Annotated in this window: 13 protein-coding genes, 1 tRNA gene and 1 other RNA gene; 11 read left to right on the top strand and 4 right to left on the bottom strand. The window is 66.2% G+C overall.

The annotated features are described in order from the left end of the window. Positions 1-352: 352 nt before the first annotated feature. Positions 353-443, bottom strand: a tRNA-Ser gene (locus tag ACTOWK_RS15745). 140 nt (positions 444-583) lie between these two features. Between ACTOWK_RS15745 and ACTOWK_RS15740 the strand changes: the two genes are divergently transcribed. Further along, complete coding sequence (locus ACTOWK_RS15740) at positions 584-991, top strand: DUF6165 family protein (protein WP_441331064.1); 408 nt, start codon at positions 584-586, stop codon at positions 989-991. A 22-nt stretch (positions 992-1,013) separates the two neighbouring features. Beyond that, a complete protein-coding gene (locus ACTOWK_RS15735; protein WP_441331063.1) occupies positions 1,014-1,667 on the top strand; it encodes a hypothetical protein in 654 nt (217 codons plus the stop codon). Here the strand turns inward: ACTOWK_RS15735 and ACTOWK_RS15730 are convergent. Next, on the bottom strand, positions 1,664-2,740 hold the full coding sequence (locus ACTOWK_RS15730; RefSeq protein WP_441331062.1) for a glycosyltransferase family 9 protein: 1,077 nt from the start codon (positions 2,738-2,740) through the stop codon (positions 1,664-1,666). The genes ACTOWK_RS15735 and ACTOWK_RS15730 overlap by 4 nt on opposite strands. Positions 2,741-2,762: 22 nt before the next feature. Here ACTOWK_RS15730 and ACTOWK_RS15725 point away from each other — a divergent pair, with 22 nt between their 5' ends. From ACTOWK_RS15725 to ACTOWK_RS15695, 7 genes are all read left to right on the top strand, one after another. After that, a complete protein-coding gene (locus ACTOWK_RS15725) occupies positions 2,763-3,512 on the top strand; it encodes a 3-deoxy-D-manno-octulosonic acid kinase (protein WP_441331061.1) in 750 nt (249 codons plus the stop codon). A gap of 30 nt (positions 3,513-3,542) precedes the next feature. After that, positions 3,543-4,298: an MBL fold metallo-hydrolase gene (locus ACTOWK_RS15720; RefSeq protein ID WP_441331060.1), complete on the top strand. Its 756-nt coding sequence runs from the start codon at positions 3,543-3,545 to the stop codon at positions 4,296-4,298. Between the two features lie 47 nt (positions 4,299-4,345). Then, positions 4,346-5,344 carry a GTP 3',8-cyclase MoaA gene (gene moaA, locus ACTOWK_RS15715; RefSeq protein WP_441331131.1) on the top strand — a complete coding sequence of 333 codons (999 nt, stop codon included), beginning with the start codon at positions 4,346-4,348 and terminating at the stop codon, positions 5,342-5,344. Positions 5,345-5,502: 158 nt separating this feature from the next. Continuing rightward, complete coding sequence (gene moaC / locus ACTOWK_RS15710; RefSeq protein WP_441331130.1) at positions 5,503-6,027, top strand: cyclic pyranopterin monophosphate synthase MoaC; 525 nt, start codon at positions 5,503-5,505, stop codon at positions 6,025-6,027. Next, entirely contained in the window at positions 6,024-6,266 is a 243-nt protein-coding gene (locus ACTOWK_RS15705) for a MoaD/ThiS family protein (RefSeq protein WP_441331059.1), read from the top strand. Before moaC ends, ACTOWK_RS15705 begins: the two co-directional genes overlap by 4 nt. A 1-nt stretch (position 6,267) precedes the next feature. Next, positions 6,268-6,693 (top strand): molybdenum cofactor biosynthesis protein MoaE, encoded by a 426-nt coding sequence (locus ACTOWK_RS15700; protein ID WP_441331058.1) that lies wholly within the window; start codon positions 6,268-6,270, stop codon positions 6,691-6,693. Positions 6,694-6,833: 140 nt separating this feature from the next. Further along, positions 6,834-7,844, top strand: a complete 1,011-nt coding sequence (locus ACTOWK_RS15695) for a YncE family protein (RefSeq protein ID WP_441331057.1) — start codon at positions 6,834-6,836, stop codon at positions 7,842-7,844. A gap of 143 nt (positions 7,845-7,987) precedes the next feature. On the opposite strand, the gene ffs is transcribed toward ACTOWK_RS15695, so the two are convergent. Further along, positions 7,988-8,084: signal recognition particle sRNA small type (gene ffs, locus ACTOWK_RS15690), an RNA gene on the bottom strand. Positions 8,085-8,313: 229 nt separating this feature from the next. On the opposite strand from ffs, the gene ACTOWK_RS15685 reads away from it, so the two are divergent. After that, on the top strand, positions 8,314-9,048 hold the full coding sequence (locus ACTOWK_RS15685; RefSeq protein ID WP_441331056.1) for a metallophosphoesterase family protein: 735 nt from the start codon (positions 8,314-8,316) through the stop codon (positions 9,046-9,048). An 89-nt stretch (positions 9,049-9,137) separates the two neighbouring features. Here ACTOWK_RS15685 and ACTOWK_RS15680 read toward each other — a convergent pair whose 3' ends face one another. Then, positions 9,138-10,478, bottom strand: a complete 1,341-nt coding sequence (locus ACTOWK_RS15680) for a glycosyl hydrolase family 28-related protein (RefSeq protein WP_441331055.1) — start codon at positions 10,476-10,478, stop codon at positions 9,138-9,140. Between the two features lie 892 nt (positions 10,479-11,370). Between ACTOWK_RS15680 and ACTOWK_RS15675 the strand changes: the two genes are divergently transcribed. Further along, positions 11,371-16,170, top strand: coding sequence for an RHS repeat-associated core domain-containing protein (locus ACTOWK_RS15675; RefSeq protein ID WP_441331054.1), 4,800 nt, complete (start codon positions 11,371-11,373; stop codon positions 16,168-16,170). Positions 16,171-16,907 lie beyond the last annotated feature (737 nt).

Here is a 16,907-nt window from a genome sequence, read left to right as displayed (position 1 = left end):
GATGAAGGCCGCGTGTGGATCGGATCGGAGGAAGCGGTGGTGGCGCAAGGCATCGACGGTGACTCCTGCGCGAGTGGGCGAAACAAGCTGGAGCGTGGCCCAGGTCGGCCAAACGGCTCATGAAGCACCCGCGTCACACACTGGACGACCGAGCACGGCCGTTGTGAAAACTCTCGCCCTGGGTCGCGGGCGGAGGTGGTCGTGCCGACGACCGGTTATGCGAAACGGGGCGGAGCGCAACTTTCGATTTCGAACGGGTCCATCCGCTGCCGGGCCACGCGGGCATCGCCGCGTCGGCCGGGCCAGGGCCCAAAAACAAAACGGGCCCCGAAGAGCCCGTTCTGTCTGTATCTGGCGGAGAGGGGGGGATTCGAACCCCCGGTACGCTATAAACGTACGCCTGATTTCGAGTCAGGTACATTCAACCACTCTGCCACCTCTCCGGGTGCAGTGAGCCGAGAATGATACGGGCTGAAGCATCCGCCGACAAGGCTTGTCGCCATCGCCGGGTCGACGCCTCCCGGGGCCGGGGAGGCCGGGGCTACACTAGCGGCCTTCTTTCGCAACGAAACGGCTGCGCGACATGTCCGAAATCCTGGTCCCGGTGTCCTTTGGCGAATTGCTCGACAAGATCGCGATCCTGCAGATCAAGTCCGAGCGCATGACCGACGAGGCCAAGCTGGCCAACGTCCGCAACGAGCTCAGCGCGCTCGAGCAGACCTGGATGGCGCACCCGGCCGCCGGCGGCGACATCGTTCGCCTGCGCGCCGAACTCAAGGCCGTCAACGAGCGCCTGTGGGTGATCGAGGACGACATCCGGATCAAGGAAAAGCGCCAGGAGTTCGACGCCGAGTTCATCCGCCTGGCGCGCTCGGTCTATATCGAGAACGACGTGCGGGCGCGGGTCAAGAAGGAGATCAACCTGGCCCTGGGCTCGACCTACGTCGAAGAAAAGTCCTACCAGGACTACGGCCCCGGCCTGCTCGGCTGAGCGGGCGGCTGCGGCGGTGCCGGTGGCCGAACCCAAGCCGCGCGCCGCGGGCGCCTGGCTGTACGACGATCTGCTCGCCTGGCTGTGCCCGGGCGGGCTGTTGCTGACCGCGCTGGCCTTGCGCCACCCGGCGGGCCTACACCTGCTGCGCGAGCAGGCCCCGGAATTGACCCTGCCGACCTGGTTCGCCGGCGCCTATGCGCTGGGCCTGGCCCTGAGCCCGATCGGCCGGCTGGTCTACGGCGTCGCCCAGGGCATCGTCTGGCCGCGGCTGCGCCGGGCCTGGGCGCCGGCCATCGCCTTCCTGTCGGAGCGGCTGGCGCGCAGCGAAGGGCTGGTGCTGCCCGTTGCCGCACACATGTCGACCTCGGTGTTCCACGACGTCGACCGGCGCATGCGCGAGTATCTGGAGGCGGCCGACCCGTCCTCGCGCAACGCCCTCAACCGCATGAAGGTGCTGTGCAGCCTGTCGTGCAATGCCGCCGCGGCCTGCCTGGTGTTCGTCGCCGTGGAAGCGCTGACCGGCGGCTGGCGCGATTGGAGCGGCGGCCAGATCGCGGTCGCCGCGTTGGTGATCGCGCTGGCGCTGATCGCCGCGGTCTATCGCGAGCGCCGCCGCCAGCGCACCCAGTTGTCGATCTGGCGACGGTTGCAGATCGAGAACGAAACGCCTTAGCGCGCCGGGCGATCGGCGAGATAGCGCTCGAACGCGGCGATGCCGTCCTCGACCGCGATCAGGTCCATCACCCCTTCGTGTTCGATCTTGGTGCCCCAGGCGATTTCGGCTGCGGGCTTGCCCAGGTACTTGCGCGCCGCATCGTCGTAACGGTCGGCGCAGTAGCGGCGGTCGCTGTAGGGGCCGCTGCGCGCAGGGTTGCTCGCCGCATGCAGGCCGAGCACCTTGGTGCCCATGGCGTTGGCGATGTGCATCGGGCCGGAGTCGGGGGTCATCAACAACTGGCCGCGTTCGAGCAGCGCCGGCAGTTGCTTCAGGGTGTCCTTGCCGACCAGGTCCAGCGCCGGACGGCGCATCGCCGCGAGGATCGCGTCGGCGGTGTCGCGTTCGAGTTGGCTGCGGCCGCCGCACAGCACCACCCGCCAGCCGCGTTCGACCGCGTGGTCGGCGACCGCGGCGTAGCGGTCGTTGCGCCAGTTGCGCACGGTGTGGCTCGAGCACGGCGAGATCAGCAGGGTCGGCACGTCGTCCTGCGGCCATTGCGCCCGCGCCCATTCGCGCGCCTCGTCCGGCACCGGCAAGTCCCAGCGCACTTCGGTCTGGCGCAGGCCGAGCGGTTCGCAGAAGCTGCCGATCGCGTCGAGCACGTGGATGCCCGGGCGGTCGGGGATGCGTTCGTTGATGAAAAGCCCATGCAGATCCTTCGAACGCGAGCGGTCGTAGCCGACCCGGCGCTGCGCCGGCAGGAAGGCCGACAGCAGGTTGGCGCGCGCCGCCACCTGCATCTGCAGCAGCACGTCGAAGCGGCCGCCGGGCAGGGGCCGTTCGCGCAGGCTGCGGCGTAGGGCGCGCATGCCGGCGAAGCCGCTTTTCTTGTCGTACTCGAGAAATTCGACGCCTTCCAGGCCTTCCAGCAGGCGCCGTTCGCCCTTGCCGATGATCCAGGCGATCGAGGCTTGCGGGCGCGCCGCGCGCAAAGTGCGCACCAGCGGCACGACGTGGGTCACATCGCCGAGCGCGGACAGGCGCAGCAGGCAAATCGAAGGATGGGAACTGAGAGGCGATGTGGTCACGTGACTTGTTAGACTCGGTCGGATGACGGGTTATGACGCCGCCGAGGGACTGACGCCGTACCGCGACGATAGCGGTTACGGTGCGATTCTGTTCGACCGCGCGCAGGTCCAGCAAGCCGCGCCGGAATGGTTCTCGCCGGCGCACTGGGGCGGCAACGCGCGCCCGGTCGACAGCGGCGGCCGCGGCGGCGCCTGGTTCGTCGATGCGCCGTTCGGCCGGGTGGTGCTGCGCCGTTATCTGCGCGGCGGCCTGATCGCACGCTTCAATCGCGACCGCTATTGGTGGAGCGGCGCCAACCAGACCCGCAGCTTCGCCGAGTTCCGCCTGCTGCGCGAACTGGCCGGCAAGGGCCTGCCGGTGCCGAAGCCGGTCGCCGCCTGGTACCGCCGCGACGGTTGGTATTACTACGCCGCCATCCTGCTGGAACGTCTCGGCGACGTGCGCTCGCTGGCCGACCGCGCCGCGGTCGCCGGCGACGGCGCGCCCTGGGAAGAGGCCGGGCGGTTGATCGCACGCTGCCACCGGGTCGGTCTCGACCATGCCGACCTCAACGCCACCAACCTGCTGTTCGACAGCGGCGGGCACGGCTGGGTGATCGACCTGGACCGCGGCCAGATCCGGATTCCGGCGACGCCCTGGCGCGAGCGCAATCTGGCCCGGCTGAAGCGGTCGTTGTTGAAATTGCGCGGCGACCGCGGCGAAGCCGAGGTCGAACGCGATTTCGCCCGGTTGCGCACGGCCTATGACCGCGCCTGGGAACGTGGTTACTAGAGACGTGGTCAGCGAATCGAGGGGGCGGGCATGACTTGGCGGTTGCGTTTGCACGGCGTCGGCAATGCGTCGGCGGTCGAGCTGGGGTCGGCGATGGCCACGCTGGAGCGCGACGGCGAGCCCTGGCTCACCATCGATTGCGGCGGCGAGGGCCTGACCGCGTTCCTGGCCCATTACGGCCGGATGCCGGAGGCCCTGTTCGTCACCCATACCCACCTGGACCACATCGCCGGGTTCGAGCGTCTGTTCGTGGCCCACTATTTCGACCCCCAGCGGCGCGGCAAAGTGCGGCTGTACGTGCCGGCGCCGGTGGTGCCGCTGCTGCACCAGCGCGTGGCCGACTACCCGAACGTGCTGGCCGAGGGCGGGGTGAATTTCTGGGATGCCTTCCAGTTGGTGCCGGTCAGCGGCCATTTCTGGCACGGCGGCCTGCGCCTGGAGGTGTTCGCGACCCGCCACCACTGGCCCGACAGCGCCTTCGGCCTGCGTCTGCGCGGCAGCGCGATCTGGACCGGCGACACCCGTCCGATCCCCGAGGTGCTGGCCAAGTACGCCGATGCCGGCGAACTGATCGCCCACGACTGCGCCCTGCACGGCAACCCCTCGCACAGCGGCATCGAGGATCTGGAGCGCGAGTACTCGCGCGAACTGCTGAACCGCTGCCTGCTTTACCACTACGGCAGCCGCGAAGAGGGCGACGAGCTGGCGGCGCGGGGGTATCGTGTCGGCAGGCCGGGCGAAGCGATCGAACTGGCCGAGCCCGCCGTTACGCAACTGCCGTCCTAGTGAATGCCGCCTTCGTGAGTGCCGCCCCCGGTCTGCCGCCGCTGCCGATGCCGTTGGATCTCCACGGCCGGCGGCTGCGCGACCTGCGCCTGTCGGTGATCGAGGCCTGCAACTTCCGCTGCCCGTATTGCATGCCGGCCGAGCGCGTGCCCGACGACTACGGCCTGGATGCGGCCTCGCGCCTGAGCTTCGACGAAATCGAAACCCTGGTGCGCGGTTTCGTCCGTGTCGGCGTCAGCAAACTGCGCCTGACCGGCGGCGAGCCGCTGCTGCGCAAGCGCCTGCCCGAGCTGATTGCGCGGCTGGCGCGGATCGAAGGCATCGAAGACCTGGCCCTGACCACCAACGGCTCGCTGCTCGCGCGCCATGCGCGGGCACTGCGCGAGGCCGGCCTGCGCCGCCTCACGGTGAGCCTGGACGCACTCGACCCCGAGCGCTTCCGGCGTCTGTCCGGCGGCCGCGGCGAGGTCGCCGATGTGCTCGCGGGCATCGAGGCGGCGCGCGCGGTGGGTTTCGATTCCATCAAGATCAACTGCGTAGTCCAGCACGGCATCAACGAAGATCAGGTATTGCCCCTGGTGGAACATTTCCGCGGCAGCGGCCATGTGCTGCGTTTCATCGAATACATGGACGTGGGCAACTGCAACGACTGGAGCGCCGAGGGCGTGGTCAGCTCGCAGACCCTGCGCGACCGCGTCCACGCGCGCTGGCCGCTGCGCGCGCTCGACGCCAATTACCGCGGCGAAGTCGCCTCGCGCTACGGTTTCGCCGACGGCCAGGGCGAGATCGGCTTCGTGTCTTCGATCAGCGCGCCGTTCTGCGGCGACTGCCACCGATCGCGGGTGTCCGCCGACGGCCGCCTGTATACCTGTTTGTTCGCCGCCGAAGGCACCGACCTGCGGCCGTCGCTGGCTTTGGGCGAGACCGCCTTCGCCGAGCGCCTGGCCGAGCTGTGGTCGCGCCGCGGCGACCGCTACAGCGAACTGCGCGCTCTCGATGCGCCGCGCTCCAAGCGCCACGTCGAGATGTTTTTGATCGGTGGTTGAGCTGGTGCCGGCCTGAACCGCGCCGCAGTCCCGGCGCGATGCAGGGCCGGGGCGGGCGATCTGCTTATCATGCGAGCATGCCTGGCGCGCTTTCCAATCTGTACGGTCGTCCGATCCCGGACTGCGATGGAGTTCGGCAGTGAGATCCCAACCTTGAGATCCAATCCTTGAGATCGAAACCTTCCCTTACCCATGTCGACCGCGACGGCCGCCCGGCCATGGTCGACGTGTCGGACAAGTCGGCGACCGCCCGCGAGGCGGTCGCACAATGCCGCGTGCGTTTTCCCGCTGCGGTCGCGTTGCAATTGCGCGCGAGCGGGCTCAAGAGCAAGAAGGGCGCGGTGATCGACACGGCCATCATCGCCGGGACGATGGCGGTCAAGCGCACCCATGAGCTGATCCCGTTCTGCCATCCGCTGCCGATCGACGGCTGCCGTTTCAGCATCGATTGGGACGGCGACAACAGCCTGATGATCGAGTGCGAGGTCAAGACCACCCACCGCACCGGCGTCGAGATGGAAGCGCTGACCGGCGCGACCGTCGCGGCGCTGACCGTCTACGACATGTGCAAAGCCTTGTCGCACCGCATCGTGATCGGGCCGGCCAAGCTGACCGGCAAGCGCGGCGGCAAGCGCGATTTCGCCGCCGGCAAGGCGCAGCGCGACGGCGGAGACGAACGATGAGCCGGCTCACCGTGCTGTATTTCGCCAGCTTGCGCGACGCCGCCGGCGTCGCCAGCGAATCGGTCGAGGCCGATGCGGCCGATCTGCGCGGGCTGTACGAATCGCTGCGCCAGCGCCATGGCTTCGTCCTGCCGGTCGATCGCTTGCGCGTGGCCGTCGACGGCGCATTCGCACGCTGGGACGAAGCGCCTCGCGCCGGCAGCGAAGTGGCCTTCATTCCACCGGTCTCGGGAGGCTGAAATGGCACGATTCGCCTTGTCCGAGCATTCCTTCGAGATCGCGCCCTTGCGCGCGCAACTGCTCAGCGATCGCGCCGGCGCTTTCGCCAGCTTCGAGGGGTGGGTGCGCGACCACCACGGCGGTCGCGCCGTCGCCGGCCTGCGCTACGAAAGCTATGCCGCGCTCGCCCTGGCCGAAGGCGAGCGGGTGCTGGAAGAAGCCATCGAGCGCTTCGCCATCGTCGATGCGCGTTGCGTGCACCGCGTCGGCGACTTGGCGATCGGCGAACTCGCGGTCTGGGTCGGCGTCAGCGCCGCACATCGCGAGGCCGCATTTGCCGCCTGCCGCTACATCATCGACGAGACCAAGGCGCGGGTGCCGATCTGGAAGCACGAGCGCTATGCGGATGGGGATGCGGATTGGTTGCATCCAACCGGACCCGCGTGAGGCAGGGCCGGCGATCTACATCGATGCGGCTGATCCATCCGCCGGTTTCGCATTCCGCTGGACGCAACCGCTCAGCGGCATGAGTCCAAGCATGGTGTTGAGCTAGTTTCAATTTCCCGCAGCGAACCACCGGAGCCGTCATGTCCCGTGTCCTGTGCCTGTCCCTGCTGCTCGCCATCGCCACACCCGCACTATCGGGCGAGCTGTTGATCGGCAACAAATCCGCCGACACCGTCTGGCGGGTGTCGCTCGAGGATGGCCGCAAGCTCGGCGAATTCGCCACCGGCCAGGCGCCGCACGAAATCGCGGTCAGCCACGATGGCGACACCGCGCTGGTGGCGAACTACGGCAGCCGGGAAACCCCGGGCAATACCTTGAGCGTGCTCGACCTGCGTGGCGGCAAGCCGCCGCGCATCATCGACCTCGGCCGCCACGGCCGCCCGCACGGTTTGCGCTTCCTGCCCGGCGACCGCGAAGCCCTGGCGACCACCGAGGCCTCGGGTCATCTGCTGCGCATCGACCTGGCCGGCGGCAAGATCGTCGCCGAGATCGCGATGGGCGAGGGACGCGGCCACATGGTCGCGGTGTCGGCCGACGGCAAGACCGCCTATGTCAGCAAGATCGACCGCGGCACCATCAGCCGCGTCGAATTGAACCTCAACGCCAAGACCGCCGAAGTCGCGGCGGGCGAGGGCGCCGAAGGCATCGCGGTACGACCCGGCAGCGACGAGGTCTGGGTCGGCAATCGCGAGGCCGGCACGGTGACCGTGCACGATGCGCGCACACTCGCGTTGCGCAGGACCTTGCCGAGCCCGGGCTTTCCGATCCGCGTCGTGTTCACCGCCGACGGCCGCCATGCCCTGGTCAGCAACGCACGAGCGGCGACCGTGTCGGTGTTCGATGCCCGGCGCAAGAAAGCGGTGACGACGATCGCGCTCGCGCGCGACGGGGCCGAGTACCGCGACACCTTGCTCGGTCGCGCGGCCTTGCCGATCGGTGTGGTCGCCGACCCGAAGCGGCCGCGGGTCTATGTCGCGATCAGCGGCGGCGACGAAGTCGCAGTGATCGACCGCAAGTCCTGGAAGCCGATCGCCTACTGGAAGACCGGTCGCGAGCCCGATGCGCTGGCCCTGTCGCTGCTGGGCAATTGAGTCGGCCTCGTTCGGGTTCCTGCCCGACGCCACTGCTTGGGCGCCGTACCGCTCGGCGCGATCGCCAGGACGCGTTTGAGGCCGCGGGCAGGGACGCAATAGGCGGCTGCTTTGGCAAATGCCGGGACCCGAAAAGGCGGCGGCCCCGCAAGCGTGACTCCGGCGCCCGAATCGGTCGATACCGTTGCTGCCTTCCGGCCCTGGCGGGATTTTCAACTTATCGTCGCGGAGGCGCCAACGGGGCCACCATAGAGAACAAAGGCGCTGTAGCGCTTTCGCGGCTCCGATGGACAGCATGGACGCCCGTGGGACGGCCCGGTTGTCGACCGGAGAGCCCAGTATTCTGCCTGAAGCCGCCGTCGCGGCGCAATCTCGGCGGCCACGGCCCGCAGACACCGGCCTTGGAGCCGCATGGCGCCTGGCTCGCGGGCCCAGCCAGGCCCGGCGGCCGCGGCGCTAGAATCCTCACATGCGCATAGCAGTCATTTCCGATGTCCACGGCAACCTGGGGGCGCTTGAGGCGATCCTGGCCGATATCGAGCGGCGCGGCGTCGAGCTTGCGGTCAATCTCGGCGACCTGCTGTCCGGCCCGCTGCGGCCGCGCGAAACCGCCGACCGCCTGATCGCACTGGGCTGGCCGACCATCGCCGGCAACCACGAACGCCAGGTGCTGACCGATCCGCCCGAGCGCATGAGCGCCTCCGACCGTCATGCCGTCGCCCAGATCCGTCCCGACCAGCGCGAGTGGCTGCGCAGCCTGCCGCCGACCTGGCGTTTGAATGAAGACGTGTTGCTGGTCCACGGCACGCCGCGCAGCGATCTGGAGTGCTTCATCGAGACGGTCGACGAGCACGGCATGCGCCCGGCGAGCCTCGACGAGGCCGCGCAACGCGCCGGCGATGCCGACGCTCGCCTGATCTTGTGTGGGCATACCCACGTGCCGCGCAGTCTGCGGCTCGACGACGGGCGTCTGATCGTCAACCCCGGCAGTGTCGGCCTGCAGGCTTACGCCGGCGAGCATCCGCATCCGCACCGGGTCGAGACCGGTTCGCCGCAGGCGCGCTACGCCATCGTCGAACGGATCGATGGCGAATGGGACGCGCAGCTGCTCGCGGTGGACTACGACTGGAACGCGGAAGCCGAGCGGGCTCTGCGCAACGAGCGGCCCGATTGGGCGCGCGCGTTGGCGACCGGCTACGTGTAGCCGGGTGCGGTCCGGTTCTGCTCGCAGCGAACGATCCATCCGCCGGCTTCGAGACCGGCGCGGGGCGCATCCGCCCCGCGCCGCATCGCTTATTTCTGCACCAGGAACTGCGCCATCGGATAGTTGAAAGTGTGGCACTGCTCGAAGACCAGCCGCTCGCGATTGACCGTGGCGAAGGATTCATGGCGACCCATGAGCTGGCACGACTGCCACTTCACATAGGGCATGTCGCCACCGCGCGGGCGATAGGTGACCGGGATCGACGGCGGGCCGATGTGGCTCTGGAACGAGCGCGCCGCATCGGTGCAGGCGATGAAGGTCAGGTTCGCGTTCGCCGCATCCCAGCCGCAATCCATCAGCTTGCTCTTGGCGTGGCGCAGCTCGAAGCGCACGCCCATCACGATCAAGGTCTTGACCGTGTTGTTGTGCGGGCCCGGCGGCAGGTCGAAGAACACCGACGGGATGTCCTGGGTCTCGTTGCACTGAATCCAGGAGCCGCCGTACACGTTGATGTAGCCGCCGCGCGCGAAGCGCAGCAAGGTGCCGCTCTGGTACTCGAACTTGCAGTCGCGGAACCAGAAATTCAGGAACTGGTCCTGCTGGCTGACGGTGGGGGTCATGCCGGAATGCAGGAAGGCGTCGCCGAGCACGACATCGTTGGCCAGATGGCAGCGGTTGAACGACCACTCCGAGTTGAGATTGGAGTCGGCCGGGCCGTCCAGGCCGATGACCCGGTTCCAGGGGCCGCGCCATTCGACGTCGTCGAAGGCGAAGTCCTGGTTGGTTCCGCCGGCCACCGAAGCCCAGCAATAGATCCAGTTGAGCCCCGGACGCGCGGCGCGGAAGCTGATCTCGCGCACCCGCAACTGGCGCAGGCGCCCGTAGGCGGTCAGCAGATTGTTGGCGAACGCGTCGCCGCCGCTCGGGGCGGCATCGAACAGAATCTCCGAGCTGCGCTTGCCCTGGCCTTCGATGACATAGCCGTTGATCTTGGTCTTGCCGGTGTCCGGGCCCTTCGGCAGCAGCACGTCGGCCTTGGTCACGCGGTAGATGCCAGCCGGGAAGTACAGGTGATGGGTCAGCCAGCCGTTGCCGTTCTTCGATGCGAACACCGCATCGCGCGCGCGTTCGATCGCGGCGGTGTCGTCGGTGCTGCCGTTGCCGACCGCGCCGTAGTCCTTGACGTTGATGCGGCCCGGCTCGGTGCCGACCAGCGCGGTGGACGCGAGCGCGCCGTCGCGGCGCGGTGCCGGCGCGCCGCCGATGGCGTCTTCGCGGTACATCGAACCGCCGATCGAGGCGGCGGTGGTGGCCGCGGCGGCCGCGCCTGCGCCGGCGATCATGCCGGCTGCGCCGATCAGTTTGCGGCGCGAGCGCGAATGGGGGTTGGCGTCGGCGCTTGCATCGGAACTCGTGATCTTCTTGCTCATTAGACATCCTAGGTAAGTGCCCGGATCGGGCATGACGTGACGGCCGCGACCGGCGGTGGGGGCCGCACCGGGCACGTACGGTCGCGAACGTCGCGCGCAATCTAGGCGCCGCAGCCCGCTGCGGATGCGATGCGCACCGCAGTTCTCCTGCACAGCGGCCGCGGCATTTGTAACGATCCGTCTTAGTGAGCCTGCGGTCGCGCTCTGACAGCGGTCGTCGTGACCCGCGCGTCTCGCTGCGGCAGTGGCGTGGATACGCAGGGAGGTCGGGCGAGGGCAGGTCTTGGCGCGGCGTTCGAGTCGCAGCGAATGGATGCCGGTTATCGAGTATTTAGCTTGCGTCGAAACGGCTTGCGAAAGCCCCTCGGATATATCGCGGTAATCACGCGGCAGCCGCGAAATTTTGTGCGCGGCGTCTCTGTTTTTAATTTTGCCTAAAGGCCTCGCCTTGTACTGGCATTCGGTAACGCGTTGCGCCTAAAGTGAGCGCCGAACGCACCCTCGCATGCATCCGTTGTCGACGCTCATCTTGCGTCGCTGCCGTTGAGATGCGCAGGCGTAGTATCGACCTGCCGACCTAAGGAAAGGGAGCAACGCAGATGGATTTGCCCGCACGCACAGCAGCCTCTACGTCCGTCATACGGCCAGCCGCCGAGATCGAAACTTCCCCTGTTTTCGTCGTCGCAAACGCGACGGCGCGGCCATGCCCCGGTTCGAACCGGCGGCCGCGCGTCGCCGCCCGGACATAAGCACCGATCAAGCTGCACACGATGCCCGGCGGCGCGCCGCCGGATGTCGAATCCCCCATGCCGGCGCCGGCGGTCCTCCCTCACCGACCGGGCGCACGGCCTCTCCAAAGATCCATAAGAATTCATTAGACAAGGAATGACCGATGACAGTTGTCGCAACGGATGCCGACAATGAGGCCGAACGCCGGCCGGCTCGAACCCGTATCGGCTGGAACCTGACTCTGGCCTCGCTGGGCTTGCTGCTCGCCTCCGGCGCGCAGGCACAGGAAACCGTAAAACTATGGCGCACCAACAGCCTCGCGCTGGCGCCGCAGACCACCGAAGCCGCGATGCAGCAAGGCATCAGGAATCACTTCGCTCAATTCGGCGGCCCGCCGATGAGCATGTACGTCAAAAGCCAGGCCACGCTCAACAGCAAGACCGTCTACAAGTACGCGATCGAGCCCAAGCCGCCGACCTTGACCGATTGGGCCTACAAGGAGCTCAACGACCCGTCGGGTACGCCGACGCAGGCCTCGCTGGACGCGATCGTCGCCCGCATCAAGCAGGACTACGACGCCCAGAGCGTCACTCAGGGCTGCGCGGCGGCCAGCACGGTCACGCCGACCGTCTGGACAACGGATCTCACCTGGTCGACCAGCCCGATCGCGGTCCGCGAATCCACTCCCACCGAGGTCAAGTACATGGTGGCGCCCGGTGGCGGCGGCACCTGTTACCTCACCAACACCCAGGTCAGGATCGTCAAGGATCGGGCGGCCAGTTGCCCCGGCCGGCTCATGACGTGGAAAACCGATCTGAATGCCTGTGCCGCCGCACCCAGCTTCGACATGGTGTATTACAGCGAGCCGCTGCCGAGCAACGAGTGCCCGGTCGGCGCCCGTTGCGACCCCGCCACCGGCGACAAGTCCGAGCAGGCACGCGACTTCGATCTCGGTTGGGTCGCCTTCGATCGCTACTACCATTCCTCGACCTCGACCGTCGCCGGCGGCTTCGGCCATGGCTGGACGCATTCGCATAATTTGCGGCTGCTGGTCGGCCCCGATCCGACCACGCCTTCCGACCCGACGGTGCGGATCGGCTTCATCGAAGCCGACGGCACCCAGGTTGCCTTCACCCAGGCCGGTGGCGCCTATGAGGCGAACAACCAGAGCGGCGACCGGATCGTCGCCGACGGCGCGCAGTGGCTGATGCATCGCAGCGACCGGGTCCTGCGTTTCGACGCCGCCGGCCGCCTGCTGGAGCAGCGTTCCGAGAACGGTTCGATCCTGAGTTATAGCTACGATGGCATGCGCCGTCTGGCCGCGATCGTTCACAACAGTGGTCGCAGTCTGGCGTTCGAGTACACCGCTCTCGGCGACGACGCGCCGATCACCGCGATCCGCTCGGCCGGCGTGGCCTTGGCGACGTATGCCTATAGCGCGAACGGACAGGTCGAGACGGTCACTTACCCCGGCAGCGAACAGCGCACCTACCACTATCAAGATTTGAGATTTCCGCACAATCTGACCGGCGTCAGCAGCGAAGGCGCCCAGCGCTACAGCACTTACAATTACGACGCCAAGAACCGCATCGCGGCGACCGTGCTCTCGGGCGGCGCCGAACGCGTCGAGTTGGTCTATCCCACGGCCGGCGGTTCCACCGTCACCGATGTGCTGGGGCAGCAGACCACCTATGGCTTGAGGGCGTCGCCGGCGAGCGGTGCGCCGCGTAAGGTCAGCGACCTGACCGACACCCGCGGCACCATCGGCAGGACTTACTACGACGAGACCGTCGACTTCCGTCGCCGCCTCGACACCGTCACCGACCGCAACGGTACCCAGACCAAGCACACGTATGCCGAAGCCAACGACCCGGTGACGGGGCAGCCGGCGCGCACGCATACGGTCAAGGAAGCCGTCGGGTTGGCGCAGGAACGCACCAGTGCGGAACGCCGCGACCTCGCCAGCAACCGCACCGTGCTGACCCAAGTGGGCAACCGCGAGACCCGCATCGTCCGCAACGCGCGCCTGCAGCCGCTCACGGTCACCGTGCGCGACACGGTCAGCAACCAGACCCGCACGACGACCTATGCCTATTGCGAAGCCGCCGATGTGGCCGCGAGCAACAGCACCTGCCCGATCCTGGGCCTGGTCAAGTCGGTCGACGGCCCGCGTACCGACGTCAACGACGTCACGACGTTCCAGTACTACGGCAGCGACGACAGCACCTGCGCGACCCAGCCGGCGCTGTGCACCTACCGCAAGGGCGACCTGCGGAAGGTCGTCGACGCGCTGGGACGCAGCACCGAGACCTTCGGCTACGACCCGCAGGGGCGTCCGCTGTCGGTCATCGACGCCAACGGCATCGTCACCGACTATGAGTACCACCCGCGCGGCTGGCTCACCGCGACCAAGGTGCGCGGCGCCGACAACAGCGTCGAGACCGACGACCGCATCACCCGGGTCGAGTACTGGCCGACCGGCTTGGTCAAGCGCATCACCCCGCCGGGCGGCGCCTACATCACCTATACCTACGACACCGCCCAGCGCCTGACCAGCGTGGCCGACAAGGCCGGCAACAAGATCCAGTACACCCTCGACCTGGCCGGCAACCGCAAGCAGGAAGACACCCAGACCGCGACCGGCACCCTGAGGCGCACCCTGTCGCGCGTGTTCAATACCCTGGGCCAGTTGCAGACCGTCAAGGACTCGCTGGCGCATGCGACCACCTTTAGCTACGACAACGACGGCAACCCGGACCTGACCACCGACGCCTTGAACCGCGTCACCAATCAGGACCACGACCCGCTCAATCGCCTGAGCCGCACCCTGCAGGATGTCGGCGGCCTCGCGGTCGAGACCAAGCTCGAATACAACGCGCTCGATCAGGTCACCCAGGTCACCGACCCGAAGGGTCTGGACACGGCCTACGGCTACAACGGCTTCGGCGATCAGGTGCAACTGTCGAGCCCGGACACCGGCGTCACTACGTACGGTTACAACAGCGCCGGCCTGCTCGCGAGCAAGCAGGACGCCAACGACGCCAGCCCGCACACCTACACCTACGACGCCCTGAACCGGCCGAAGACGATCTCGTACAGCGGCGGCGCCGCCGACGTCGAGTACGACTACGACACGGTTAACTCGGTCTGCGCCGCCGGCGAGAACTTCGCCCTGGGACGCGTGACCGCGATGCGCGCCGACGGCACCGAGCTGAAGTACTGCTACGACCGCTGGGGCCAACTCGTGCGTAAGGTGCAGACGGTCGGCACCCGCAGCTTCACCCTGCGCTACGCCTACACCAGCTCGGGCCAGGTGCGCACCATCACCTACCCGGACAACGCCCTCGTCGACTACGTCCGCAACACCCTGGACCAGGTCACCGAAGTCGGCATCAAGCCGGCCGGCGGCGTGCGCACGGTGCTGCTCAACAATGCGGCTTATGAACCGTTCGGCCCGGCCACCGGCTGGACCTACGGCAACGGCCGCAGCCTGGCGCGCACCTACGACCAGGACTACCGCGCCAAGACGATTCTCGACAGCGCCAGCGGCGGCCTGTCGCTGGCTTACGGTTACAACGAAGTCGGCGAACTGACCCAGCTCAAGGACGGCCTGCAAAGCGCCGCACTGGCCCAGTACGACTACGACACCCTCGGTCGCCTCAAGATCACCCGCGACGGCCCGACCGGCACGCCGCTGGAGACTTACGGCTACGACGCCACCGGCAACCGCAACAGCCTGCTGCACGGCGGCATCACCACCAACTACACCTACCCGGGCACGAGTCACCGCCTGAGCAACGTCGGTGGAGTCAGCCGCGGCTACGACCTAGTCGGCAACACCACCAGCATCGGCGGGACGGCCAGGGAGTTCGTCTACAACGCCAACGACCGCATGAGCCAAGTCAAGCAGGCCAGCGTGGTCAAGGCCAGTTATCGCTACAACGGCAAGGGCGAGCGAGTTTCCCGAGCCGACAACGCGACCGGCGCGATCACCGGCTACACGCTGTACGACGAGGCCGGCCATTGGCTCGGCGACTACGACGCCAACGGTGCGACCAAGCAGCAGGCCATCTGGCTGGGCGATGCACCGGTCGGCCTGGTCGTCGGTGCGGGCGTGGCGCAGACCCTGCGTTACGTGCAACCCGACCACCTGGGCACCCCGCGTGCGGTGATCGACCCGAGCCGCAACCTCGCGGTCTGGACCTGGGACGCCAAGGGCGAAGCCTTCGGCAACAACCCGCCGAACCAGGACCCGGATCAGGACGGCACCGCGTTCGTGTTCGATATGCGGTTTCCGGGGCAGCGCTTTGATGCGGCTACGGGGCTGAGTTACAACTACTTCCGGGATTACGATGCCGTCACTGGTCGGTATGTGCAGAGTGATCCGATTGGTTTAGCAGGAGGAACGAGTACCTATTTCTACGTCGGGGGTAACCCGCTAGCTGCTGTAGATACATATGGGTTGGCTTGTCCTCAGCATCTAAAGAAAGCCGGCAAGTGCTTCGAGTCGAGTAACTATGATCGGGATAAGCACGGGGTCGATAATGTCTTGGGTACTGAAGCGACCGATAACATTTTCCTGGCCAACGGAAAATCACTCGATAAATCAATGAAGGATGAATTCTACGGGATTATCGGTAGTGATGGCACATTTACGGCCGTGCCGGGGAAAGGTAAAGAGACAGGGCAAGGGTATGAAGGCGAGTTTTATGTCGATTCATCAAAAGTGGCTGCGATATGTCATTCGCATCCTAAAGACAGCGGATATTCGCCGATCCCGGGGCACGGGGATGACCGAGTCGTTAGGGTGCAAGGTCCCAATTACATAGTTAGAGATGGGGTGTATGGTGTTCTGGAGCTTAATAGCGGCCAGTATCAATATAGACTTTTGAAAGGGAAATTGGAGCCTGTGTACCATAAGTTAATAAGGTACGAATTAAATAAGTTTCAAAATAAACCTTGATTATATTGGGTGGTCGCTATGAAGAAATATTTATTGGTGCTTATGGTGATGTGTTTCGCTCCGCTGTGCGCCAGTGGTGCGGATTTGGAATTGAGCGAGCGAAGGTCATCGAATCAAATTATTCGGGACGCGTCCCCCTTAATAGCTCGCCGTGCATCTGTCATTGGGCGTCTGTATTGGGAAAATGAAGACAAATCTCTGTATCCGTTAGGGACGTTGAGTGAGGGACGCAATCACATGAACTGCTTGCCCGTCCTTATAGATAGAGATAATAGTGAGATGAGCGCAAGGGCGTTGGCCATGCATGGGGCGGATGTTAGGGTCGAAGGAATAATTGTTTATGCTGCACGAGACCCTGGGGCAATCTCAGTGACCGCATGTAAGCAGCTGGGTATTTACCCTGTAAGGTTGGAGAAGATCGACTCTGATTGAATGAAGAGGGAGGGGTTGAATGAGCTCGACCTTTATCTGCTCTTTTGGAGTGCGGGTAGGGCAGGGCAGGGTGGGGCTTGGCCTGATAGTCTAAAATGAGGGGCCAGGTTCATTGCTGAAAATGAACCTGGCCCCTTTTGTTTGGTTTGCACTCTCAAGGTACAAGTGCATCACTCTTTGTCGACCCACCATAAATCAGTGCCACACAAAACTAGAGGTCGCCGGGTCGTTTTGGATCCGAAACTCGTTGGGCGTTAAACCGCCCAGGCTGTCGTGGGGTATCTCGGCGTTGTAGTCACAAAGCC

Origin of the sequence: Lysobacter sp. CA196 (assembly GCF_052078695.1) — a bacterium.
GTDB lineage: Bacteria > Pseudomonadota > Gammaproteobacteria > Xanthomonadales > Xanthomonadaceae > Lysobacter.
The sequence above is the reverse complement of the archived record's forward strand: the minus strand, read 5'-3'. Positions and strand labels throughout refer to the sequence as shown.

Excerpts from the sequence above, each read along its gene's own strand:
- ACTOWK_RS15740 (WP_441331064.1), top strand. The coding sequence starts at position 584 with ATGTCCGAAATCCTGGTCCCGGTGTCCTTTGGCGAATTGCTCGACAAG.
- ACTOWK_RS15725 (WP_441331061.1), top strand. The coding sequence starts at position 2,763 with ATGACGGGTTATGACGCCGCCGAGGGACTGACGCCGTACCGCGACGAT.
- ACTOWK_RS15720 (WP_441331060.1), top strand. The coding sequence starts at position 3,543 with ATGACTTGGCGGTTGCGTTTGCACGGCGTCGGCAATGCGTCGGCGGTC.
- moaA (WP_441331131.1), top strand. The coding sequence starts at position 4,346 with ATGCCGTTGGATCTCCACGGCCGGCGGCTGCGCGACCTGCGCCTGTCG.
- ACTOWK_RS15705 (WP_441331059.1), top strand. The coding sequence starts at position 6,024 with ATGAGCCGGCTCACCGTGCTGTATTTCGCCAGCTTGCGCGACGCCGCC.
- ACTOWK_RS15700 (WP_441331058.1), top strand. The coding sequence starts at position 6,268 with ATGGCACGATTCGCCTTGTCCGAGCATTCCTTCGAGATCGCGCCCTTG.
- ACTOWK_RS15695 (WP_441331057.1), top strand. The coding sequence starts at position 6,834 with ATGTCCCGTGTCCTGTGCCTGTCCCTGCTGCTCGCCATCGCCACACCC.
- ACTOWK_RS15685 (WP_441331056.1), top strand. The coding sequence starts at position 8,314 with ATGCGCATAGCAGTCATTTCCGATGTCCACGGCAACCTGGGGGCGCTT.
- ACTOWK_RS15680 (WP_441331055.1), bottom strand. The coding sequence starts at position 10,478 with ATGAGCAAGAAGATCACGAGTTCCGATGCAAGCGCCGACGCCAACCCC.
- ACTOWK_RS15675 (WP_441331054.1), top strand. The coding sequence starts at position 11,371 with ATGACAGTTGTCGCAACGGATGCCGACAATGAGGCCGAACGCCGGCCG.